Genomic DNA, 21,450 nt, shown 5'->3' with positions numbered 1-21,450 from the left:
GCGCCGCCAACGTCCGGGCGCTCAGGGCCTGACGATAGCGTCCACCGGCACGGAACGCGCGTCCTTCGCCACTTCGCGCTGCCGGGCCGCCCGGGAAACGCCCAGCGCCAGCCCCGTCACCACCATGACCAGGGGCACCGCGCAGAGCAGGTCCGTGGCGTAGTGGAAACGGCCCACCAGCGTGGCCGCGATGAGCCCCAGGCCCGGCAGCAACATCACCCAGAAGACGCGGCGGGAGAACCGCCACGCGTAGTACAGCACCAGCAACGTGGCGCCGGTGTGTCCCGACGGGAAGCAGTCACGCGCGAACAGCGGCTTGCGCATGAGTGAATCCAGCAACGGCGTCAGCGTGCCCTGGAGTGGCCCATCGAACGCATCGACCAGGAAGTAGCGAGGCCCCACCGCGGGCACCAGCGCATAGGCCGCGTAGTTGAGGAAGAAGAGCAGCCCCAACGCGGTGAGGTACTCATCGTACTCCGCGCCACTCGGGCGGCGGTAGAGCACCAGTCCCAGCACCAGCGCCCAGACGAAGTGGCCGTAGTAGCAGACCATCAGGATGTCGTTGAGCCAGGCCGGGACGACGCGCGAAAGCGCCACCGCCGCCTGCACGCCGAAGAGCCGCTGGTCGGCCGCCACCAACTGCGCGTCCTTGAGGAAGGGGTTCACCGTGTCCACCACGGGAGCCAGCCAGCCATGCGTCATCACCGCGGTGGGCAGCAGCCACCAGTCCGCGAGGACATGGATCCACCGGCGCCCCGGGAACGACGCGGCCAGCGTCCGGAGGACGAGCGGCCCCACGCCCACCGCCGCGAACAATCCCGCGCAGCGCAGCGCATCCGGCGCCCACCGGCCCGGCCCCAGCAGGAGCAGCGAAGCCAACGCGCACGACACGACGATGATGAGGTCCACGGTGGTGAGCTGGACGCGCACCGGCTCACCGCGAACACTTTGGGAAACCCAGGAACTCACGCCGACTTACGCTCCCCCGGCGGCGCGGCTTGCGCGCCAGTACCGCCGAGTTCGAGGCTCTGAACGACCGCTCCCTTCCCCGCCACCACATTCTCACGCCCCGTCCACCGCTCCAGCAAAGCGAGCAGCGCGGGGAAGAAGACCGTGGTCCCCAAGAAGGTGCACATGACCCCCAGCAGCGCAATCTGACCGATACTCCTCAGGCCCTGGTGGTTGGCGACCAGCAGCGCGCCATACCCGGCCGCGTTGGACAGCGTGGCCACCACGGCCGCCAGCCCCGTGTGGCGCACCACCTTGCCGAGCGAGCCGGGCCCCTCTTCCTCGTACCGGTGGAAGAGATGCACCGAGTTGTCCACGGCGATGGCCAGCAGGTTCGGCAGGACCACCGCGTTGATGAAGTTGAGCTGGACGTCGAAGAGGTACATGCCGCCCGCCAGGCACGTCATGCCCAGGAACAACGGCCCGGTGACGAGCAACGCGCGCTTGAAGCTGCGCAGGCTCACCAGGATGACGACGAACACCACCGCGGCGGCGGACCACAGGATGAGCGGCCCGTCCGCGCTCACCAGCGCGAAGATGCGCGCGGCGATGCGGTTGCTGTCCAGCACGGCCATGTCGATGCCCCGCGCCTTCACGCCCTCTACCACCTGGTCGATCTGCGTGGCCCAGCGCCGCAGCTCCTCGGTGTCGGAGTTGGAGACGGAGGGGAACAGGAGCAGGAAGGTCCCCTTCCCGTCCGTGGCCTCGAAGCGCCGGCGCACCTCCACCGGCAACGACTCCAGGCCGTAGGGCTTCGCCTCCAGCATCCGCTGGAACTCCTGGAGCCGCGCGTCCTCGCGAAGCTCCGCGGGCAGGTCCTCCAGCCCCTGGAAGGCCTCGCGCAAGGCCGCCAGCTCCACCTCCCGGCGCTCCACATCGGTAGGCAACAAGTCGTTGAGGGACGCGGAGTCGAGGATGGCGGAGTCCGCGCCGTTGCGCTGCTTCACCTCCGCGATGACGGCCTCGACCTGCGCCGCCTGCGCCACGTCATCCACCAGGAAGATGGCCGGGTTGAGGGGCTGACCCAGCTGTTCGGTGACGCGGTCATCCAGGCGCGATGCCGGGGACTCGCCCTTGAGCTTGCGCATGTCCGTCTCGAAGCCCAACTGGGGCGCCACGGAGACGGAGAACGCGGCGAAGCCCACCACCGACAGCGCCAGCGCGGCGATGGCGCCCGTGGGCCAGCGCCGCCACGCCCGCTCCGGCTGGGACACCTGGGCCGCGGTGACGTCGGCCGCCACGTCCACGCGGGCCGGACGCAGCCGCTCCGCGATGGCCAGCAGCGAGGGCGCCATCGCATACGTCGCCAGCACGGCCAACAGCACGCCCAGGCCCGCCAGCAGGCCGAACTGGTTGAAGGCCTGGAACTGGGCCAGCAGCAGCACGAAGAACGCCGCCGCGTTCGTCACCGCGGACGTCACCGCGCCGCTGAAGGTGCCGCGCACCGCCGTGATGATGGCCTCGCGGGCCGGACGCGCGCGCCGCTCCTCCCAGTACCGCATGCACAGGTGGACGCCGTACTCGATTCCCAGGCCAATCAAGATGGCGACGAGGAACCCCGTCACGATGTTGAGGTGGCCAATGGCGAGCTGCGCCGCCGCGAACGTCAACACCACGCCCACCATGACGGGGATGCCGACCACGGCCAGCGCCGCGACGCGCCTCGTGGCGAGCAGGATGAGCCCCACCGCGATGAGCGCCGACAACGTGCCGGCGCGCGACAGGTCGCCGCGCATCACCGCGTCCTCTTCGATGCGCCCCTGGAAGTTGCCCGTGGCCTGCAGCGTCACGTCCGGATAGCGCTGCGCCGCGAGCGTGCGTCCGGTGCCCATGGCCTGTTCCACGAAGCGCCGCGCGAACCCCAAATCCCCAGCCGTCCCGGACGGCTTGATCATCAAATAGACTTCGGTGCCGTCCGCGCTGGCCAACGTCGCGCGCATGGGCGCGTCCGGCGCGTACTTCTTCGCGATGGCCTCGAAGTCCGGCGGCTCCGGCGTGCCCCCCAAATCGAAGAAGAACGGGTTGGCGCGTTGCCGCTCGTAGCGCACACGCGCCGTCAGATCCTGGCGCAGCGCGGCGAGCTTCTCGATGGGCAATAGCAGCAGCGCATTTCGGCGGAAGAAGTCCACGTCATAGCGGTGCTCGACGTAGCGGACCTCGGGCATCGCTTCCAATTGCGTCTGCAATTCGGCCGCATATGCCTCCAGGCGTTCCGGAGTGTCTCCCTTTGCCACGAGGACCAGGTAGCCGTCCCCGCCTGCCTTCTCTGACACGCGTGTCAGATCTCGTACTTCTTGGGATCCCTGTGGGAGCAACTCCACGAACGACCCGCGAAACTCCAAGCGTGACGCCAGCGACATACCGCCCAGCGCGAGCAGTGAGAACACGAGCAACACCTGCCAGGGGCGAGAGACCGCGGCCTGGATGAAGCCTTCGAACCACCGTTGTGACCTGGCCAACGTCGACTCCTCGGGGACCGGCGACCGAGCAAATTCCCGGCCAGTCAGCGGCGTCCTTGAACAGCGGGTGATGCGGAGGGCTTCCAGGCGCGTCACGCCCACGGCAGGTGTGCAGCCCGATGCACACATTGCGCTCCAGTATCGACTGGAGAACACCGTGTGTCAGACGGCGGGGTGCCATCAAAGTCTCAGTGCTGTCAAGGCGAGCCCGGATACGGGTGGCGACAGCGGGATGGACGGCGCGGCGCTTGCCTTGACACTGCCGCGCTCCCTCTTTATTCACGGCCCCGCGTCCCCCGTGGGAGGCCGCCGGACGCAGAAATCCCCGAAGCGGAACGTTCCTTCAATCGGGGGAGTCGCGACTGGAGAGCCCCAGGCTCCCGGGCCGGTCCATGCCTCCCGACGCAGCCTGAGAGAAAGACCGATCACCCATGAGCGACGTCTTCGACAAGTGCCGTAACTGGAAGGACTACCGTATCGCGAAGGCTACGGGTCTCTATCCGTACTTCCGTGCCATCGAAGCGTCGCACGGCGCCACCGAGGTGGAGATCGAAGGCAAGCGCGTCATCATGGTCGGGTCCAACAACTACCTGGGCCTGTCCGCCGATCCGCGCGTGAAGGAAGCGGCCATCAAGGCGACGGAGAAGTTCGGCACCACCAGCTCCGGCTCGCGGCTGCTCAACGGCACACTGGCGCTGCACGAGGAGCTGGAAGCGCGGCTGGCGAAGTTCCTCAACCGCGAGTCCGCCATCGTCATCTCCACGGGCTTCCAGACGAACCTGGCGCTGGCGTCCATCCTGGGCCGGCACGACATCGTCTTCAGCGACCGGCAGAACCACGCGTCGCTCGTGGACGGCATCCGCCTGTCCTTCGCCACCGAGCGCAAGTTCCGCCACAACGACATGGACCACCTGGAGCAGCTGCTGTCCCAGGCGGATCCGGACGCGGGCAAGATCATCGTCACCGACGGCGTCTTCTCCATGGAGGGCGACATCTGCAACCTGCCCCGCATCGTGGAGCTGGCGAAGCACTACAACGCGCGGGTGATGACGGATGACGCGCACGCCATGGGCGTGCTGGGTACGCTGGGCCGGGGCACCTCCGAGTACTTCGACCTGGAGAAGGAGACGGACCTCGTCATGGGGACCTTCTCCAAGAGCTTCGCGTCGCTGGGCGGCGTGCTGGCCGGTCCCTTCGAGGTCATCAACTACATCCGGCACAAGGCACGCTCGGTCATCTTCTCCGCGTCCATGACGCCGGGCTCCATCGCCGCGGCGCTCAAGGCGCTGGAGATCATCGAAGCGGAGCCGGAGCGCCGCGCCCGCCTGCTGGACATCGCGGAGAAGATGCACAACGGCTTCCGCGCCATGGGCTTCGACACGGGTGTGTCGGTGACGCCGGTGGTGCCCGTGCACATCGGCGACCAGGTGAAGTGCTTCCGATTCTGGCGCGCGCTGCATGAGGCCGGCGTCTTCGCCAACCCTGTGATTCCGCCGGCGGTGGAGCCGGGCCACGCGCTCATCCGCACCTCGTACATGGCCACGCACACGGACGCGCAACTGGACCGCGTGCTCGACACCTTCGAGACCATTGGCCGGAAGCTGGGCGTGATTCCGGAGACGCGCCCTTCCGTCTACGAGCCAGTGCAGATTGCCCGCCCGGGCACCCGCATCCTGTCCAACCGCGCGAGCGAGAAGTGGGCCGCGGGCTCGAACGGCCTGCTGGCGGACAAGGGCGGCATCACCCTGGACCAGTTGTCGCGCATGTCGTCGCGCGAGGTGGCCGGACGCCTGTTCGACGCGGTGGAGCAGCTCACGTGGCGCGCGGCCAACCTCCAGCCGGAGGACCTGCGGAAGCTGGGCAACGCGCCGATGAAGCTGTGGGAGAAGCGCGGCGAGTTGCCGGGCTTGTTGCTGGAGAAGGGCGCTCACTTCTTCATGCGCAACGGCGCCCACTCCGACCGGAACTGAACCGCCCATGGCCCTCCACGCCGAGCCGACCCACGCAGCTTCGTCCATGCCCTCGGACGTGCAGGTGACCCCTGTCCGCGGCGAGGCGGAGCGGATGCAGTTCATCCGGCTCCCCTACGCCCTCTACAAGAGCGACCCGCACTGGGTTCCTCCGCTGGAGATGGAGCGCCGGGACTTCCTGGACCCGAAGAAGAACCCCTTCTTCGAGTACGGCGAGCTGGAGCTGTTCCTCGCCCGGCGCGGCCCGGACGTCGTGGGCCGCATCGCCGCCATCCGCAATCCGCGGCACATGGAGATTCACGGCACGAAGGAGGGCTTCTTCGGTCTCTTCGAGTGCGTGAATGACGCGGGCGTCGCCCGGACCCTGCTGGAGTCCGCCGCGACGTGGCTGCGCCTGCGAGGCATGGACGCCATGCTGGGGCCGGCCAACCTGTCCTCCAACCAGGACTGGGGCCTGCTCATCGACGGCTTCGATACGCCTCCCGCGGTGATGATGCCGCACAACCCGCCCTACTACGCGGCGCTGCTGGAGGCCTGCGGCCTGACGAAGGCCAAGGACCTGTACGCCTACGAGCTGTCATCGTCCGCGCAGCCGCCGGAGAAGGTGGTGCGCATCGCGGAGAAGATTCGCGTGCGCGACGGCGTCGTCGTGCGTCCGGTCAACATGAAGGACCTGGACGCCGAGGTGAAGCGCATCCGGGACATCTACAACTCGGCGTGGGAGAAGAACTGGGGCTTCGTGCCCTTCACCGACGCGGAGTTCGACCACCTGGCCAAGGAGCTCAAGACGGTCGTCCGGCCGGAGCTCGCGCTCATGGCGGAGGTCCAGGGCGAGCCGGTGGCCTTCTCCCTGACGGTGCCGGACGCCAACCAGGCCATCCGCGCGGCCAACGGGCGGCTCACCACGTTCGGCCTGCCCATCGGCCTGGTGAAGCTGGCGCTGGCCTCGCGCCGCATCAACCGGCTGCGGCTCATCATCCTCGGCATCAAGGAGGGCTACCGGCGCCGCGGCCTGGACGCCATCCTGTACCTGGACACCCTGCGCACGGCGAAGCGGCTGGGCTACGTGGGCGGAGAGATCTCCTGGACGCTCGAGGACAACCACCTGGTCAACCGCGCCATCGAATCCATGGGCGCCCAGCGCTCCAAGACGTACCGCGTCTACACGCGCGCGCTCTGACCACAGCCCGACTCCCGAGGAGCCTTCCTTGCGATTCCTGCTCACTGGCGGCACCGGGTTCATTGGCCAGCGGCTCGCGCGCCGCATCGTGGAGCGTGGTGACACGCTGACCCTCATGGTGCGCGCCAGCTCGCGCCGTGGCCCCCTGGAGGGGCTGGGCGCCCGCTTCGTGGTGGCGGACCTGACAACGGGCGCGGGACTGGCCGAAGCCGTGCGCGACGTGGACTGCGTGCTGCACCTGGCGGGTGTCACCAAGTCCCGCGAGCCCGAGGGCTACATCGAGGGCAACGCGAAGGGGACCCGCCGCCTGGTGGAGGCCATGGCCGCCCTGCCCCACCCTCCCCGGCTGGTGTACTGCTCGTCGCTGGCCGCGGCCGGCCCATCCACGCCGGAGCGCCCGCGCCGCGAGGAGGACCCGCCCGCGCCCGTGTCCATCTACGGCCGCAGCAAGCTGGGCGGCGAGGAGGCGGTCCGGGCGCTCGCGGACCGGGTCCCGTCCGTCATCGTCCGGCCGCCCATCGTCTACGGCCCCGGTGACGTGGAGTTCCTCCCGTCGCTGCTGCCCATGGCGAAGCTGGGGCTGGCGCTGAAGAGCGGCTTCGGTCCCAAGCGCTACTCGCTCATCCACGTGGATGACCTCTGCACCGCCCTGCTCGCGGCCGCGGAGCGCGGCCCCACGGTGTCGAAGGAAGATCCGGCGCGCGGCGTGTACGCCGTGTCTGACGGCGTGGAGCACTCCTGGGAGGACGTCTGCACAGCCATGGCCGGGGCGCTCGGCAAGGGCCGGCCCGCCGTGCTGCCCGTGCCGCAGACGGTCAGCTACGTGGTGGGGCTTGGCTCGGAAGCCGTGGCCCGCCTGCGCGGCACGGTGCCCATCCTCAACCGGGACAAGGTGCGGGAGATGCGGTGCCCCGCGTGGACATGCTCCACCGAGCGCGCGAGTCGGGAGCTGGGCTTCCTGCCCACCATCCCCCTGGCCCAGGGCCTGGCCGGCACCCTGGCCGCATACCGCGACGCGGGCGGGCGCTGAAAAGACGACGGCCGAGGCACCCGGGAGGGCACCTCGGCCTGGACACGTGAAGCAGACCGCGCTGGGCGTCAGGGGACCGCGGTCTGCCCCGCGCTCTTCTGCGCCGACGCCGCGTTCTCCTTCTCCAACTGCGTCCGCTTGCTCTTCAGCGTGGACAGCAGGCCGTCGAAGCCCTTGTCGGCGAGCAGCTTGCGGAACTGCCCCTTGTACGTGTCCACCAGGGACACTTCGTCGGTGATGACGTCGTAGATGCGCCACGCCCCGGTCGCCGACGTGCGGTACAGGCGGTACTCGACGGGGATGGCGTCCTTCTTCACCGTCACCGTGGTGCCCACCGAGGCCTCGTTACCGTCGATGCCCTCCTCGCCGTACTTCACCTGGGCCTGTGCCTGCCCCAAGGCCTTCTGGGCATAGGACGCGCGCAGGAGGCCCGTCATCGTCTCGGTGAACTCCTTGCGCTGGGCGGGCTGGAGGCCGGCCCAGGTCTTGTCACCCAGCGCACGCTTCGCCAGCTCCTCGAAGTCGACGAACTTCTCCACGACGCTGGCCAGCGACTGCGCGGTGGCACCGGGGGCGTTGGCGGCCTTCTGCACGTCCGCATTCCCGGACTGGACGACCGTCAGTGGGCCGGGTGCGGTGGCAAGCAGGGTGGCGGCAAGCAGGGACGCAATCATTCAATGGGCTCCGAGTGATGAAAGGACGACAGGAAAGACTGTGGTGAGCGCATGGTTATTCACCCGGAGCCAGCGGCGCCCCGGTTACTCGCGCGAGGGCGGCCATACCTACCCGAACGTCGTGCCAGCTCTTGCCTTTGTCACCTGAAGCCTGGGCATAGGCCGTGAAAGCGTCCACCAGGTCACGTGTGTCACCGGTCCCCAGGTCGAACGCGGTGAAGGCGGCCGTCACCCACCGGCGGGCGCTCCGCTCCGCCTCGCCAAAGGCCCGGGCGCGACTCCAGGCGGCCACCAGCTCGCCATGCACCTTGGAGACCTCCAGGCGGATGCCCGCGCGGATCTGCTTCTCCTGCGCGCGCAGCTTGTCCAGCTCCGCGCGGGCCTGCTCGAGCTGGGCGTCCTTGATGGGAATGTCGAACGTCCCCCGCATCACCAGGCCCACGCCCCCGGTGCGGTCGTTGTATGGATCAAACGCGAAGGGCGTGCGCTGCCGCGTGGCGCTGGTGGTGAAGCGCACATCATAGAAGCCGGCCAGTCCCAGGTCCGGGTAGTAGCTGCGCTCGCGGATGAAGACCTCCTGCTCGCGCGCGGCGATGCCGGCGGCGATGGCCGTCAACTCCGGACGGGACTGCTCCGCCCGCACCAGGGCCTGCTCCAGGCTGGGCACCGGAACGTCCTCATCGAGCTCCAGGTCCTCTTCCACCACCGTCACGGCGTCTTCGGGCCCCACGTTCGCCAGCAGGCCGATGGCGGCGAGCGCGAACTGACGCCCCTGCAGGGCCTCTGCCTTGCGCGCTTCGATAATCTGCCGGAAGAAGCGGACCTTGTACGAGTCCACGGCGGACACCTGGGCCGAGTCCTCCTTGAGGAGCCGCTCGATGCGCTGGCCAGCGTCCTCCAGCCGCTTCGAAACCTCTTCAATCTGCTGAAGCCCGTTCCGCGCCAGCTGGTAGCCGAAGTATGCCTGCGCGGCCTGGAAGCCGACCTCGTTGCGCGTGCGCTCGCGGAGCGCGGCCCCCAGCACGGGCCCCTGCGCGCCCGCCTTCTCCAGCGCCGTCAGCTTGCCGAAAGTGTAGAGCGGCAACACCGCGTTGCCGGTGGAGAACATCGTCACGCCAACGCGGCCGAAGTTCAGGTCTCCCTTGAAGGTGGCCTCCGTGGTGGGAGGTCCCCCCAGGCCGTCGTTGCGGGCCTCGGGCGTGGGGCCTCCCGCCCCCACGGTGATTTCGAACTTGGGGAACCAGGCCCACCGCGCCTGTTGGTAGAGCGCCTGGAACTTGCGAAGCTCCGCCGTCGCCTCCTCCACCCGGGAGTCCGCTTCGCGAGCCCGCGTCACCAGCTCCGTCAGCGTCAGCGGCGCCCGCCGCGCGGGCTTCTCCTCCGAGTCCGGCGCACCCGGCACGCCCTCCTTCACCTGCTCCGCCTCGGCGGAGGGCTCCAGGGCTGGCGCGGGTGAAATGGCCTGCCCCCGCTGCGAGGTCCCCGGCGTCTCCTCAATCGAGCTGGGCGCGATGCCCGGCGGACTCGGCGGCAGGTCCCGCCCCCCGGTCCCCACGCGCGGCGTGGGCCGCATCCCTCCCGGCGCCCCAGTGCCAGGCACCGCCGTCGGTGCGTCGGAGCTCGGCGCCCCAGTGCCAGGCACCGCCGTCGGTGCGTCGGCGCCCGGCGTCCCCAGGTCCGGCGCCTCCGGCGCTGGCGTAGCGCCGGGCGTGGAGGGGGCCGGCGTGCTCCCGGTGCCGGTTGAAGGGCTGCTCCCCGTCCCGACCGAGCCGGGGGTGAGCTGCGCTCCGGCAACGCCCGCCGCGAGCATCAGCGCCACTGTCACGCCATGATCCAGGTGTCCGCGCATCAACCCGCCTTGTGTAGCTCCCCATAGCCGAGAACCTCACGGCGGCGCAGCATGTCCGTTCGGCTGCGGGCCGTCACCGGTGTTGTTCGTCCCACGGCACCGGCCGGAGATTGTGGACGGCCGCGCCAAAAGACACGGGGGATGTGCACTGTCGTGGAACCCGTGACACTCGCGCGCGAAAAGGAGTTGGTTGGACGTGACGCATGCAGCAGATTGCGCCTGTTCCCGAGACAGAGGATCCCCACACATGCCCCATACCGATCGCGTCAAGCAGATCCTGTCGTGGTACCCGTCCGACAACCCCGGCACCCTGACCAACCTGGCCCGGCTGCTGAACACCGGCACGCTGGCCGGCACGGGCAAGCTCGTCATCCTCCCGGTGGATCAGGGCTTCGAGCACGGCCCGGCCCGCTCCTTCGGTCCGAACCCCGCCGGCTATGATCCGGACTACCACATCAACCTGGCCATCGAGTCGGGCTGCAACGCCTACGCAGCGCCGCTGGGCTTCCTGGAGGCGGTGGCCGGCAGGTACGCGGGTGAGATTCCCCTCATCCTCAAGGTCAACAACTCCGACACCCTGGCCAAGGTGGCCAACCCCATGTCCGCGGTGACGAGCTCCGTGAAGGACGCCGTCCGCCTGGGCTGCACCGCCGTCGGCTACACCATCTACCCGGGCTCCGGGGCGCGCAACGAGCAGTACGAGGACCTCCGCGACATCATCGCCGAGGCCAAGTCCTACGGCCTGCCCACCGTCCTCTGGGCCTACCCCCGCGGCAACCTGTCCAAGGAGGGTGAGACGGGCATCGACGTGGTGGCCTACGCGGCGCAGATCAGCGCCCAGCTCGGCGCCCACGTCATCAAGGTGAAGCCGCCGCAGGACCACATCGAGCAGGCCGAGGCGAAGAAGGCCTTCGAGAAGGCCGGCATCCCCACCAAGACGCTGTCGGACCGCGTCCGCGAGGTCGTCCGCTCCGCCTTCAACGGCAAGCGCATCGTCATCTTCTCCGGCGGCGAGGCCAAGGGCACGGACGCCCTGCTGGAGGAGATCAAGCAGATCAACGCCGGCGGCGGCTTCGGCTCCATCATGGGCCGCAACGCCTTCCAGCGTCCGCACGCCGAATCCATCAAGCTCCTCAAGGACGTGATGGCCATCTTCGCCGGCAAGGCGTAGTCGGCTCGGCGGAAAACAAAGAAGCCCGCCAGGTTTCCCTGGCGGGCTTATTCATTTCAGAGTGGAGCTAATCGGGATCGAACCGATGACCTCTTGAATGCCATTCAAGCGCTCTCCCAGCTGAGCTATAGCCCCGTCTTTTCCTGGGTGTCACCTACCGCTTCAATACAAAAGGCCCGCCAAGTCTCCCTGGCGGGCCTTTTCATTTCAGAGTGGAGCTAATCGGGATCGAACCGATGACCTCTTGAATGCCATTCAAGCGCTCTCCCAGCTGAGCTATAGCCCCGTCTTTTGCTGCTGAGCCGCTTTGGGGAGCGGCCCGACCGGCGAAGTGGGTGCCTTCTACCGTTTCTTCGCTCCAGGCACCAGAACTCTTTGAGGCCTCGGCGCGTTTTTTTGTTCATTCAACCGCTGCGCCACTTCTTCCCCTTCCCGGAGGAGGTCGGTGAGCTCACGCGCGTGGGCCTCGACCGCCTGCTCCGCTGCTTCCACCGCCTTGAGCGCGACGCCGAACCCCGCCGGAAGGTCCAGCCGCCCCTTCTGGACCTGACGCCAGACGGCTTCGCCCAGCTCCTTGAGCGCCTTCTCCTTCTGATCCTTCAGCACGGTGGTGCGAGCGTTCGCCCGGGCCAGGTCCGTGTTGCGCTCCACGGCCTCGCGAAGCTGCGCCAACCGGTCCTGCGCCGCCTGGAAGGCCTCGTTGATCTGCTTCACCACCTCGGACTGCTTCGAGTCGGCCGCCAAGTCAGTCACACTCCTTGAGAAATCAACGATTGCGTAGCGTGCGCTCTCGGAGCCTGTCAACCCGGCCCCGCCCCTGTCCTCCGCAGCCGGGCCGCGAAGAATCCTCCCCCGGGAACCTTGGGAGGCAACGCCTTCAAATAGGGCCCCTGCGCGGCGAGCGCCGCCCGCTCCGCGCCGAGTACGTCCTCGACCGGCTCCAGCGTGAAGTCCGGGTGCTTCGCGAGGAATGCCTCCACCACCGCCTCGTCCTCCTCCGGCATCACCGAGCAGGTCGCATAGACGATGAGTGCACCCGGCTTCGCCTGGCGTGACACCTCATCCAGCAACTCTGACTGCGTGGCCTGGTACTTGGCGATTTCCTGAGCGGTGAGCTTCCACTTCTGATCTGGCTCGCGCGCCAGGGAGCCCGTGCCGCTGCACGGCGCATCAATCAGAAGGACGTCCGCGTCGGACAGCGGAAGCGGATGCGGGAAAGCCACCTGCCGGAGCGAGAAGTGGCGCACGCGCTCGCGCGCCTCGGCCAGCCGGCGCCGCGAACGGTCCCCGGCCAGCACCTTGCCCCGGGGCCCGACGAAGTCCGCCAACGCCAGCGTCTTGCCGCCCGCGCCAGCGCACACGTCCGCCACGGTGAAGCCCTCCAGCGACCCCTCCCGGGGACGGCACAGCTCGGAGATGAGCTGGCTGCCCACGTCCTGCACCTGGAGTCGGCCGGACTTCATCATCCGGGTCTCGAAGACGCGGTGGCTGGAGTCCGTCACCCGCACGGCATCCGGCGCCGCGGCCACCGGCTCGGCGTTGACGCCCTCCTCCCTCAGCGCCGCCAGCACCGCGTCCCGAGTCCCCGGGGGCCGCGCGCGGAAGTGCAGCGACGGCTCCTCATCGAGCGACGCCAGCAGCCCTTCCAGCACGTCCTCCGGGTACACCTGGGCCAGGCGCTGCACCAACCAGTTGGGGAACGAGTAGCGAATGGCCAGCCGCTCCGTCTGGGACTCCGGGAGCGGCGCCTCCGGCAGCGGCTGTTCCACCACGCGCTGGAGGAGGTCGTCCTTGATGGTGCGCGGACGCACGGGCCCCGGCAGCCGGACCTCGGGACCGATGCGCGCCCAGCCCTCACCACAGAAGATGCGGCGCCAGAGGGCATAGCGCACCAGCGCCTGGTCCTCCGTCAGCCCCACCTTGCCCATGGTGTGGCCCAGCAACCGGGCCGCCAGGTCCAGCAAGCGCTGGTGCCGGGACAGCTCGCGCACGGCCATGGCGGCGAAGCGCCGCTCCTGGCCGCCCAGGCCATTGGCCTCTCGCAAGGCGTTGGCGAGCGCGGCCTTCAAAGGCTCGCCGCGCAGCACCGCGATGTGCGCTTCGAGTGCCGCCGTCGCACCACGACGGGAAGGACGACCCAGGCGGTCCGGGTCTACGGGCGTTGCCGGCCAGACGGAATCCACGTGCCTCAGCCCTGCCCTTTCAGTCCCACGGCCACGACCAGGCAGCCTTCCGGGCTGCGCATCCGAGGCGCCTGCCCGGCCCCCAGGAAGAAATACCCGGGCGCCGAATACGACACGCCATCCACTTCGAGTACACCTTCGACCACCTGAACCCCCACGCCCGAGGGGGTCGGGTGGAACGTCCACCCGAAGTCGCCGCCGGCTGTCACGGACACCCACATGGCCCTGAGCGCGTCTTCCCGCGCGCTCTGGACATGAACGCCCTGCGGCGCCCAGGCGCTCGCGGCAGGCCGCTGCCCCTGGGTGGCCAACTGCTCCACGTCCTGACGCAGCGCGATGAAGCGCTCCACCAGGGCGTAGATGTCGTCAATCTGGAACGGCTTGAGGAGCATGGCGTCCGCCACCTGGGGCTGGACGGCCTGGATCACCTCGTCCGGCGTCGCGGCGCTGACAATGGCCACCGCCTGATGACGCTTCCGGGCAGCCTCGACGACCGTCCGGCCGCCCAGCTCGCCTCCGGAGATGCGCAGATCACTGATGACCAGGACGAAGCGCTCGGCCTCGATAGCCGCGACCGCTTCCTCCCCGGTGCTGACCGCGTGGACCTGCGCGAGCTCCGAGATGAGCTCGCCCATGCCTTCCCGCAGGCTCGCGTCATCCTCGACCAGCAACACCCTCATTAACGGGGGACCTCCGCCGCCCCTACCTGCTGGAGCCTGTCCTTTATCAGGACCGGGCGCTTCCAGCGGAAGACCACCTCGCCGGTCCTGCCCTTCGGATGATGGCCCTCCCCGGACTCGAACCGGGACGCGGGGTCAGCCGCAGCGGATTTTGAGTCCGCCTCGTCTACCAATTTCGACAGAGGGCCCCCTGCTGTCGCGACGAGCAGACGTATACCGCGACTTGAAACCAAGTGCATCCGAAGATTGCGGTGATCCACGCACATCGCTAAGAGGGGCCCCCCATGTACAACCTTCTCATCTCCCTCGGTGTGGGAATCGCCGTCGCGCTCCTCGTGAAGGTGGCCGGCTTCTCCATCTGGGCGGGGCTCGTCCCCGGAGTCCTGGCCCTCGTCGGCACCTACATCGTGCTCGCTCGCCGGGTGGCCAGCCGCGTCCAGTCGCTGATGACGGTGGTCCAGAAGGATCTCCAGTCCCAGCCCACCAGCCAGAAGGACGCCCAGTCGCGGGTGGACCGGGCGGTGAAGACGCTGGAACAGGGGCTCGTCTATGACAAGTGGCAGTTCCTGGTCGGTCCGGAGCTGAACTCCCAGATCGGCATGCTGAAGTACATGGTGAAGGACCATGAGGGCGCCCAGGCCGCCTTCGCCAAGGGCAGCGGCCGCAACTACATGGCCAAGGCCATGGAAGGCGCCCTGTACTTCCAGCGCAAGGACTTTGACGCCATGAAGAAGGCGTTCGAGTCCGCCACGAAGAGCGGCAAGAAGGAGTCCATTGTCTGGGCGGCCTATGCCTGGTGCCTGATGCAGAACAAGGACAAGGACGGCGCGCTGCGCGTGCTCGCCCGGGGCGTGGAGCAGAACCCCAAGGACGAGAAGCTCAAGGGCAGCCTCGCCCAGCTCCAGAACGACAAGCGCCTGAAGATGAAGCCCTACGAGCCCATTTGGTGGCAGTTCGGGCTCGAGGCTCCGCCGCCGGTCATGCCCCCCATGGGCGGCCGCCGCATGCAGTTCAGCACCCGACGCTAGCGAACCGTCGCGCGGCCATCGAGCGTCCGCCCGCGCACGGGAATATCTACCGGTTTGCCCCTCTGCGCGCTGCAACGTCTTCCGACCCTGTACAACAGGGCGACGCAGAGGGTGCGCAACCGCCCGGAAACACTCTGACTGCCCTCCCCCACCGCAGGGCATGGTGCTTGCTCCCGCACCGTGCTCACGGATGACGGGGAAAGGCCTCGTCTCGCGGAGCCTGACAGGCTTGGCAGCCGGAGGTCTCGGGTGAAGGTTGTGGGCGTTGGGGTGTGCTTGCTGGACCGGGCGGCGGCGGGTGCGCGTGGGGCGCAGGGGCGTTGGGAGCACACGGCGGGGCGTGGCACCCGAGACTTTCGGCCTGCCATTTCGCAGCAGCCGAATGAAGCGGAGTGGTGCATGGAACGGCGCGGCCGGACCTCCGAGCGGTCCCTTCTGCTCATCATCGAAGATGACGCACAGGTCCGCGAGAGCCTCGTAGACCTGCTCGCTGTACGCTTCGATGTGCTCGCCGCTCCGGATTCGGATGAGGGGCTGGAGCTGGCGCGGGAGCACCGCCCGGACCTCATCCTCCTGGACAGGTTCCTTCCCAGCGGGGACGGGCTCGTGGTGCTCGAGATGCTCCAGCGCGAGTCGCGCACGGAGGCCGTGCCCGTCATCTTCCTGACGGGCGACGCGAACGAGGCCACGCTGGAGCGCTGCCTGGAGATGGGCGCCGTGGACTTCATCCACAAGCCGGCCAGCGCGCGGGAGCTGCTGGCCCGTATCGACCGGGCGCTGCGCCAGAGCGAGCAGCAGCGCCGGCTGCAGATCCTGGCGCAGACGGACGGCCTCACGGGGCTGGCCAACTTCCGGGCGCTGAGCATCCGGATGGAAGAAGAGTTCCGCCGGGCCCAGCGCTACCAGTACCCGCTGAGCGTCGTCATCATCGACCTGGACCACCTCAAGGCCATCAACGACGGCATGGGCCATGACGTGGGCAACCGGGCGATTCTCGCGCTGGCCACCCAGTTGAAGCACGAGCTGCGTGAGTCGGATTTCGCGGCCCGCTTCGGTGGAGACGAGTTCGTCGCGCTGCTGCCGCACCAGACGGCGTTGGAAGCAGCCGTCTTCGCCGAGCGCATCCGCACCGGGCTGCGCGCCGTCGGCGTCCAGAAGAGCGACGGCCGCCCTGCCCCCTTCGGACTGAGCGTGAGCGTGGGCATCGCCGACCATACCTTCGAAGGGCCCCGCGAGGACACCGAGTCGCTGATGAAGGCGGCGGACGCGGCCCTCTACGAGGCAAAGCGCGAGGGGCGGGATCGGGTCGTCGTGTTCGGCCGGCCCGCGAATTCGCCTCCGGCGCAGCGGCACTGAACGGGGCGAGGTGAGGCAGGCAACGGCGGGGCAGCAGCGAGGGCGCGGATGATGCTGGGGAACAGACTGGCGACAGGTTCGAGGGTGGCGGTGGTGGGAGGCGGCATTGCCGGAGCGGGGCTTGCCGCCTCACTCCTTTTCAACGGGAGGGCTCGCGGGCTGGCGCTGGACGTGCGCGTCTACTCCGGAGGAACACAGGAGCGCACCGCCCCGCCGGCGGTGCTCACGCCGGAATGCCGCTCGCGCCTGGCCGCGCTGGGCTGCCGCATTCCCTCCGAATGGCGTACCCATGAGCTGCGCGGCGTTGAAATCATCGCCGAGGGCCGGCGCGAGCTGCTGTCCTCCACGCCCGGTGGCCTCTGGGTGGTGGACGGCTGGCCCCAGGGGCTGGGCGGCCTGGAGCAGGTGCGAGATGTGCTCGCCACCGCGGCCAGCGCCCAGGGCGCTCGCTTCCTTCCCCGCCACGTCGAGCGCGTGGAGCGGCAGGCCCCCGCGCCGGATGCGCCCGCCTCCGTGCGTGGCGCGGGCTCGCTGGTGGTGCGCGCCCAGGGCAGCGGCGATCGCTTTCATGCGGTGGCGCTGGCCTCGGGCGCCGGGCCGCTGATGGGTGACGCCTTCTTCAAGGGCTTCCGCCCCGCCCCCACCATCCCGGCGGTGCAGGCCCGCCTGCGCCACGCTTCGCCTCGGCTGGAGCTGGCTCCGGTGGGCCGGCTGTGGATTGCACCCCTGCCATCGGTCGATGGCCTGTTCCTGCTGCCTGGCGCCAACTCGATGTACGCGCTGGCCTTCGGGCCGGCGGTGACGCCCGCGGACCTGTGCCAGGTGCTGATGATGGCCGCGCGTGACGGGCTGGTGGAGGAAGGCTTCGAACTGGCGGCCCTGGAGACCACTCGCCTGCCCTACGGACCGGGCCGGACGCTGGTGGCGCCGGGGCAGGTCGCGGTAGGGCCCGCGGCCTTCGGCCACCCGCTCCAGGTGGGACTGTCGGAGACCCTGGCTTCGTGCAGCCGCGCGGCGGTGGCGCTGCTCGACGGCGGGCTGGACACGGGCCTCCTGGAGCGCCGCTACGTGCGCGAAGGCCTGGGCGAAATGCTGGAGGACGCCGCCGCGGGAGCCCGGACGATGACCTGGCTGCGCCGAGCAGGGCCCCGAGCGCCGGAGGCCTTCGTCAGGGCGAAGGGGCGACGAACGCTGGGTGGTACCTTCGGCGGCGGAGTGCTGGGCCTGAGCGGCCCCACGCCCATCACGCTCCTGGGCGCCGCGCGCTGGCAGGGGCTCAAGGGGCTGGTGGGCTCCTGGCTGCGCACCACGGTGGAGCCGGTGCCCTCGGTGGTGCCGGAGTTGGAGCCGGACCTCTACTACGTCGTGGATGACGACCCGGACGCACGCGAGGCGCTCACCGCGCTGCTGGAGAGTACCGGAGCGACGGTGGTGTCCTTCGCCGACGAGTTGGCCCTCTTCTGCGCGGTGGCCCGGCGGCCTCCCACGGCCATCCTCCTGGACGTGGTGCTGCACTGGGTGGATGGCCTGCGGCTGGCCGAGGGCCTGAAGCAGCATCCCCTCACCCGGAACACCCGCGTGCTGGTGATGAGCGGCCTTAACCGGCCACATGTCCGGCAGCGGGCCCTGGACGCGGGGGCCGAGGCCTTCCTGCCCAAGCCCGTGGACCCAGACCGGCTGCTGCGCATCCTCACCGGCCGGGTCCCCGTCCTGGAGTCCGCGCCCGCGCCGCACGCCTCGGACGACACGCGCGAGTTGGCCGCGGACCGCTACGCGTCCTGAGCACCGCCGGGAATGGCGGCCACGGAGACCGGGGCGTGGATGGCCTCGGCGCTCCCGGGCATCAGCGCCTTGAGGTTGCCGCGGATCGTCTCGCAGATCCGCTCCAGCGGCAGGTCGTTGTCGTCGTGGCCGAACGGGTCCTCGATCTCCACGCCAATCTCCTCGATGCCGAAGAAGACGTAGGCGACGACGAACGTGGCCGGCACCGTTATCCAGCCGAACGAATCCACCAGCGCGAACGGCAGCGTGTAGCAGTAGACGATCAGCGCTCGCCGCAGGTGCATCATGTAGGCGAACGGCATGGGCGTCTTGTGGATGCGCTCGCAACCGCCGATGTAGTCGATGAGCAGTTGGACATTCTGGTCGAGCTGCATCTGGACGTATTCGGGGTAGTAGCCCCGCAGCCGGCCCTCATCGAGCACGGCGGACATCTTCTGCGACACCGCGAGCGGCACGTGCTGGCTGCCCAGCACGGCGTCCGCTTCGTCGCGCGGCAGCTCGGAGGCGACGGGGCCCAGATCGCGCTCCCCTCGCAGTGACGCGGCGGCGGCATAGGGGAAGCTGCTGATCCACCGCAGCAACGTGCCGTAGAGCGCGGCGTCCCGACGCATGAAGACGCTGGATGCACGAGCCAGATTGCGCGTCTCGTTGACGATGCCGCCCCACAGCTTCCGGCCTTCCCAGAAGCGGTCATAGGAGGCGTTGGTCCGGAAGACGAGCAACAAGCTGAGCGAGATACCCGCCAGCGTGTGCACCGTGGCCGGGATGTCCAGGGGCCTGGTGTGATGATGGACCGCGGTGACGCCCACGGCCCACAACACACAGACGAGGACCCGGGCCACAATCTCGCGGACCATGGAACCGCGAAGGTAATGGAAGTAGCTCCACCAACGGTGCGGGTCGTAGTCGATCATATTGTCGCAGGGCGCCTACGCTGCCGCGCCTGCGCGGGGCATGGCAAGCGCCAATCCAGGGGGACACGTGGGATGTGTCCGCCCTGGACGGGAGCCGGTGCCCTCGGCCGCTAGCCCGTCAGTGGGAGATGGAGGCAGGCGTCGTCGGACCGCCCGAGCGGAGCACCTTGCGCACGGTGAGGGCGCCCGCCATCAGCGCCACGCCCCGGAAGAAGATGGCGACTCCCACCAGCGTGCCCACCAGCCAGACGGCGGAGATGGGCCACTGCCGCATCACGATGATGCCCAGGAAGATGGACACGGCGCCGTAGAGGAAGTCCCAGCCCCACCGGGGATAGCGATCCATCACCGAGGTGACGGCGTGAAAGAGCCCGCTGGCGAAGAAGTAGCCCGCCAGCAGCAAGGTCATGGCCCCCAGTCCCGCCGCCGGGTAGACGAGCACGAACAGACCCACGACGACGGAGAGGATGCCGCTGAGCAGGTACAGCCAGAACGGCCCCCCCTCCTTGCGCGTCCGGAAGGCGGAGATGACTTCCATGACGCCTGCCACGGCCAGCATCGCGCCGAAGAGGATGGCCGACACCAGGCTGGTGAAGAAGGCGGCTCCCAGCGCGACAATCCCCAGCAGCGTCATCAGAATCCCCATGATGAAGGGGCCACCCCAGGCCGCCGAGTTCACCCTCGTCCTCATGTCAGGGGTCAGGATTTCCGGTTTGCGTTCATCGGTGAAGGCCATGGTGACTGCTCCCGAAGCGAGTGCACTTCGGAGGCCGAGCCGCCTTGCGTGTCGCCCGCCTGTCGGCAGGCGACAAAGGAACCCGGCACATCCATCGCCGAACATGGGCCCCCGCACGGGGGCCGACAACGCTCGCTCACGCCGCTCCGTCCCCCGCCCGCCCCGACCTCTGGGCCGTCAGGGGGAGCAGCCGCCGCCGAGCGGAAGCGCCGCCTCGTACGGGGGAGCCAGGAAGACAGCACCGGGCTCCTTCCGGAACCACGTCAACTGCCGCTTGGCGTAGCGGCGCGTCTCCTGCGCGGTGTCGTGAATGGCCTCTTCGCGCGTCATCCGCCCCTCAACGACGGCGCGCGCCTGCACATAGCCCACGCTGCGCATGGGCGCCGCATCGGCGTACCCCCGCGCCAGCAGCTCGCGGGTCTCCTCTACGAGCCCGCGCTCGAACAACATCCGCGTGCGCGTGTTGATGAGCCCGTACAGCACGTCGCGCGGCGGCGACAGGACGTACAGGTGGAAGGGATAACGGTCCGGCGCGAAGGCATGGGCCTTCCGGAACGCCGAGGCGGGCACGCCTGTCTGCGCATGAATCTCCAGCGCCCGGATGACGCGGACCAGGTCCTGCGGAGGGAGCTTCGCCGCCGTCTCCGGGTCCACCTCCGCCAGCCTCCGATGCACCGCCTCGCGCCCCTCGCCGGCCGCCAGCGTCTCCAGCTCCGCCCTCAACTCCGGCGAGGCCCCGGGCGCCTCGAGCACACCGTGAAGCAACACACGCAAATACAGCCCGGTGCCGCCCACGACGAAGACAGGCCGGCCGCGTGCGGCAATCTCCGCGATGACGGCGTCCGCACGGCGCTGGTACTCGACAGCGGAGAACGCCTCCATCGGGTCCACGGCGGACACCAGGTGATGAGGCACCGCGGCCAGCTCCTCCGAAGAGGGCTTCGCCGTGCCGATATCGAAGTGCCGGTACACCTGCTGCGAGTCCGCGCTGACAATCTCGCCACCAGCACGCTGAGCCAGCGCAATCGCCAGCGCCGTCTTCCCCGACGCCGTCGGCCCGGCAATCACCGTCAACAGTGGACGCTGCGCTCCCCCCTCACCCATTCGCCAACGCTCCCTGAATCACCGCCGCCGCGGACGCATCACGCGCGAACACCAACCGCACGGGCGAAACCTCCGACAGCAACCGTCCCGCCGCGCCAAGCAACCCACCCCGCCCCACGGGCGTCGCCTCGGGCAGCAGGGCGTTGACGAGCAGCATCCGTCCGACGTCGCCAGCGGCCTGCGGCTCCCACCGCGACACGCCGTCCCATGCCAGCGTCCCCACCGCGCTCAGCGCCGCCTCGGCGGCCTGCCCCACGTTCCACGGAGTCCCCGCCGCCCGCCAGCCCTGGCCGGGCTCCGGCCACACGGCCACCAACTCATCGGAC

At 69.2% G+C, this 21,450-nt stretch carries 17 protein-coding genes, 3 tRNA genes and 1 pseudogene; 7 read left to right on the top strand and 14 right to left on the bottom strand.

Annotation, left to right across the window (positions count from 1 at the left end):
* Positions 1–21: 21 nt before the first annotated feature.
* Positions 22–930: a phosphatase PAP2 family protein gene (locus HNV26_RS15655; RefSeq protein WP_171441570.1), complete on the bottom strand. Its 909-nt coding sequence runs from the start codon at positions 928–930 to the stop codon at positions 22–24.
* A gap of 35 nt (positions 931–965) precedes the next feature.
* Positions 966–3,623 (bottom strand): efflux RND transporter permease subunit, encoded by a 2,658-nt coding sequence (locus HNV26_RS15650; protein ID WP_171441555.1) that lies wholly within the window; start codon positions 3,621–3,623, stop codon positions 966–968.
* Positions 3,624–3,898: 275 nt separating this feature from the next.
* Here HNV26_RS15650 and HNV26_RS15645 point away from each other — a divergent pair, with 275 nt between their 5' ends.
* The 3 genes from HNV26_RS15645 to HNV26_RS15635 are packed head-to-tail and all read left to right on the top strand — an operon-like array spanning position 3,899 to position 7,647.
* Positions 3,899–5,437, top strand: a complete 1,539-nt coding sequence (locus HNV26_RS15645) for an aminotransferase class I/II-fold pyridoxal phosphate-dependent enzyme (protein WP_171441556.1) — start codon at positions 3,899–3,901, stop codon at positions 5,435–5,437.
* A gap of 7 nt (positions 5,438–5,444) precedes the next feature.
* Positions 5,445–6,617, top strand: a complete 1,173-nt coding sequence (locus HNV26_RS15640) for a GNAT family N-acetyltransferase (RefSeq protein ID WP_171441557.1) — start codon at positions 5,445–5,447, stop codon at positions 6,615–6,617.
* 28 nt (positions 6,618–6,645) lie between these two features.
* Entirely contained in the window at positions 6,646–7,647 is a 1,002-nt protein-coding gene (locus tag HNV26_RS15635; protein ID WP_171441558.1) for an NAD-dependent epimerase/dehydratase family protein, read from the top strand.
* Positions 7,648–7,715: 68 nt separating this feature from the next.
* Here HNV26_RS15635 and HNV26_RS15630 read toward each other — a convergent pair whose 3' ends face one another.
* Positions 7,716–8,321, bottom strand: a complete 606-nt coding sequence (locus tag HNV26_RS15630) for an MlaC/ttg2D family ABC transporter substrate-binding protein (protein WP_171441559.1) — start codon at positions 8,319–8,321, stop codon at positions 7,716–7,718.
* 55 nt (positions 8,322–8,376) lie between these two features.
* Positions 8,377–10,170, bottom strand: a complete 1,794-nt coding sequence (locus tag HNV26_RS15625) for a TolC family protein (RefSeq protein ID WP_171441560.1) — start codon at positions 10,168–10,170, stop codon at positions 8,377–8,379.
* Between the two features lie 247 nt (positions 10,171–10,417).
* On the opposite strand from HNV26_RS15625, the gene HNV26_RS15620 reads away from it, so the two are divergent.
* Complete coding sequence (locus HNV26_RS15620) at positions 10,418–11,341, top strand: class I fructose-bisphosphate aldolase (protein ID WP_171441561.1); 924 nt, start codon at positions 10,418–10,420, stop codon at positions 11,339–11,341.
* Between the two features lie 62 nt (positions 11,342–11,403).
* Here HNV26_RS15620 and HNV26_RS15615 read toward each other — a convergent pair.
* From HNV26_RS15615 to HNV26_RS15590, 6 genes are all read right to left on the bottom strand, one after another.
* Positions 11,404–11,476 (bottom strand) — tRNA-Ala (locus tag HNV26_RS15615).
* Between the two features lie 78 nt (positions 11,477–11,554).
* A tRNA-Ala gene (locus HNV26_RS15610) sits at positions 11,555–11,627 on the bottom strand.
* Between the two features lie 56 nt (positions 11,628–11,683).
* Positions 11,684–12,085, bottom strand: coding sequence for a hypothetical protein (locus tag HNV26_RS15605; RefSeq protein WP_026114128.1), 402 nt, complete (start codon positions 12,083–12,085; stop codon positions 11,684–11,686).
* Between the two features lie 56 nt (positions 12,086–12,141).
* On the bottom strand, positions 12,142–13,428 hold the full coding sequence (locus tag HNV26_RS15600; RefSeq protein ID WP_171441571.1) for an RsmB/NOP family class I SAM-dependent RNA methyltransferase: 1,287 nt from the start codon (positions 13,426–13,428) through the stop codon (positions 12,142–12,144).
* A 101-nt stretch (positions 13,429–13,529) separates the two neighbouring features.
* On the bottom strand, positions 13,530–14,204 hold the full coding sequence (locus HNV26_RS15595) for a response regulator (RefSeq protein WP_171441562.1): 675 nt from the start codon (positions 14,202–14,204) through the stop codon (positions 13,530–13,532).
* Between the two features lie 102 nt (positions 14,205–14,306).
* Positions 14,307–14,392: transfer RNA gene (locus tag HNV26_RS15590), tRNA-Leu, on the bottom strand.
* 96 nt (positions 14,393–14,488) lie between these two features.
* Here HNV26_RS15590 and HNV26_RS15585 point away from each other — a divergent pair.
* The 3 genes from HNV26_RS15585 to HNV26_RS15575 all read left to right on the top strand — a co-directional run bounded on the left by HNV26_RS15585 (position 14,489) and on the right by HNV26_RS15575 (position 18,370).
* Entirely contained in the window at positions 14,489–15,232 is a 744-nt protein-coding gene (locus HNV26_RS15585) for a tetratricopeptide repeat protein (RefSeq protein WP_171441563.1), read from the top strand.
* 399 nt (positions 15,233–15,631) lie between these two features.
* A complete protein-coding gene (locus HNV26_RS15580; protein WP_171441564.1) occupies positions 15,632–16,588 on the top strand; it encodes a diguanylate cyclase in 957 nt (318 codons plus the stop codon).
* 48 nt (positions 16,589–16,636) lie between these two features.
* On the top strand, positions 16,637–18,370 hold the full coding sequence (locus HNV26_RS15575; RefSeq protein WP_171441565.1) for a response regulator: 1,734 nt from the start codon (positions 16,637–16,639) through the stop codon (positions 18,368–18,370).
* Here the strand turns inward: HNV26_RS15575 and HNV26_RS15570 are convergent.
* The 4 genes and pseudogenes from HNV26_RS15570 to HNV26_RS15555 all read right to left on the bottom strand — a co-directional run.
* Entirely contained in the window at positions 18,358–19,284 is a 927-nt protein-coding gene (locus HNV26_RS15570; protein WP_171441566.1) for a bestrophin family protein, read from the bottom strand. The two genes, HNV26_RS15575 and HNV26_RS15570, sit on opposite strands and share 13 nt — an antisense overlap.
* 118 nt (positions 19,285–19,402) lie before the next feature.
* A complete protein-coding gene (locus HNV26_RS15565; RefSeq protein WP_436410047.1) occupies positions 19,403–19,975 on the bottom strand; it encodes an HdeD family acid-resistance protein in 573 nt (190 codons plus the stop codon).
* 222 nt (positions 19,976–20,197) lie between these two features.
* Positions 20,198–21,124 (bottom strand): tRNA (adenosine(37)-N6)-dimethylallyltransferase MiaA, encoded by a 927-nt coding sequence (gene miaA / locus HNV26_RS15560; RefSeq protein WP_171441568.1) that lies wholly within the window; start codon positions 21,122–21,124, stop codon positions 20,198–20,200.
* Positions 21,117–21,450, bottom strand: a pseudogene (locus HNV26_RS15555) (hypothetical protein); the annotation flags it as partial. The pseudogene HNV26_RS15555 and the gene miaA, both read right to left, overlap by 8 nt.

This window comes from Myxococcus xanthus, from assembly GCF_013116825.1.
GTDB classification, from domain to species: domain Bacteria; phylum Myxococcota; class Myxococcia; order Myxococcales; family Myxococcaceae; genus Myxococcus; species Myxococcus xanthus_B.
This window is presented reverse-complemented; position numbering and strand designations above follow the sequence as displayed.

What these genes read in the sequence shown, in the direction of transcription:
- HNV26_RS15640 (WP_171441557.1), top strand. Translation starts at nt 5,445, where the DNA reads ATGGCCCTCCACGCCGAGCCGACCCACGCAGCTTCGTCCATGCCCTCG.
- HNV26_RS15575 (WP_171441565.1), top strand. Translation starts at nt 16,637, where the DNA reads ATGATGCTGGGGAACAGACTGGCGACAGGTTCGAGGGTGGCGGTGGTG.
- HNV26_RS15645 (WP_171441556.1), top strand. Translation starts at nt 3,899, where the DNA reads ATGAGCGACGTCTTCGACAAGTGCCGTAACTGGAAGGACTACCGTATC.
- HNV26_RS15570 (WP_171441566.1), bottom strand. Translation starts at nt 19,284, where the DNA reads ATGATCGACTACGACCCGCACCGTTGGTGGAGCTACTTCCATTACCTT.
- HNV26_RS15585 (WP_171441563.1), top strand. Translation starts at nt 14,489, where the DNA reads ATGTACAACCTTCTCATCTCCCTCGGTGTGGGAATCGCCGTCGCGCTC.
- HNV26_RS15565 (WP_436410047.1), bottom strand. Translation starts at nt 19,975, where the DNA reads ATGAGGACGAGGGTGAACTCGGCGGCCTGGGGTGGCCCCTTCATCATG.
- HNV26_RS15580 (WP_171441564.1), top strand. Translation starts at nt 15,632, where the DNA reads ATGGAACGGCGCGGCCGGACCTCCGAGCGGTCCCTTCTGCTCATCATC.
- HNV26_RS15630 (WP_171441559.1), bottom strand. Translation starts at nt 8,321, where the DNA reads ATGATTGCGTCCCTGCTTGCCGCCACCCTGCTTGCCACCGCACCCGGC.
- miaA (WP_171441568.1), bottom strand. Translation starts at nt 21,124, where the DNA reads ATGGGTGAGGGGGGAGCGCAGCGTCCACTGTTGACGGTGATTGCCGGG.
- HNV26_RS15595 (WP_171441562.1), bottom strand. Translation starts at nt 14,204, where the DNA reads ATGAGGGTGTTGCTGGTCGAGGATGACGCGAGCCTGCGGGAAGGCATG.
- HNV26_RS15620 (WP_171441561.1), top strand. Translation starts at nt 10,418, where the DNA reads ATGCCCCATACCGATCGCGTCAAGCAGATCCTGTCGTGGTACCCGTCC.
- HNV26_RS15625 (WP_171441560.1), bottom strand. Translation starts at nt 10,170, where the DNA reads ATGCGCGGACACCTGGATCATGGCGTGACAGTGGCGCTGATGCTCGCG.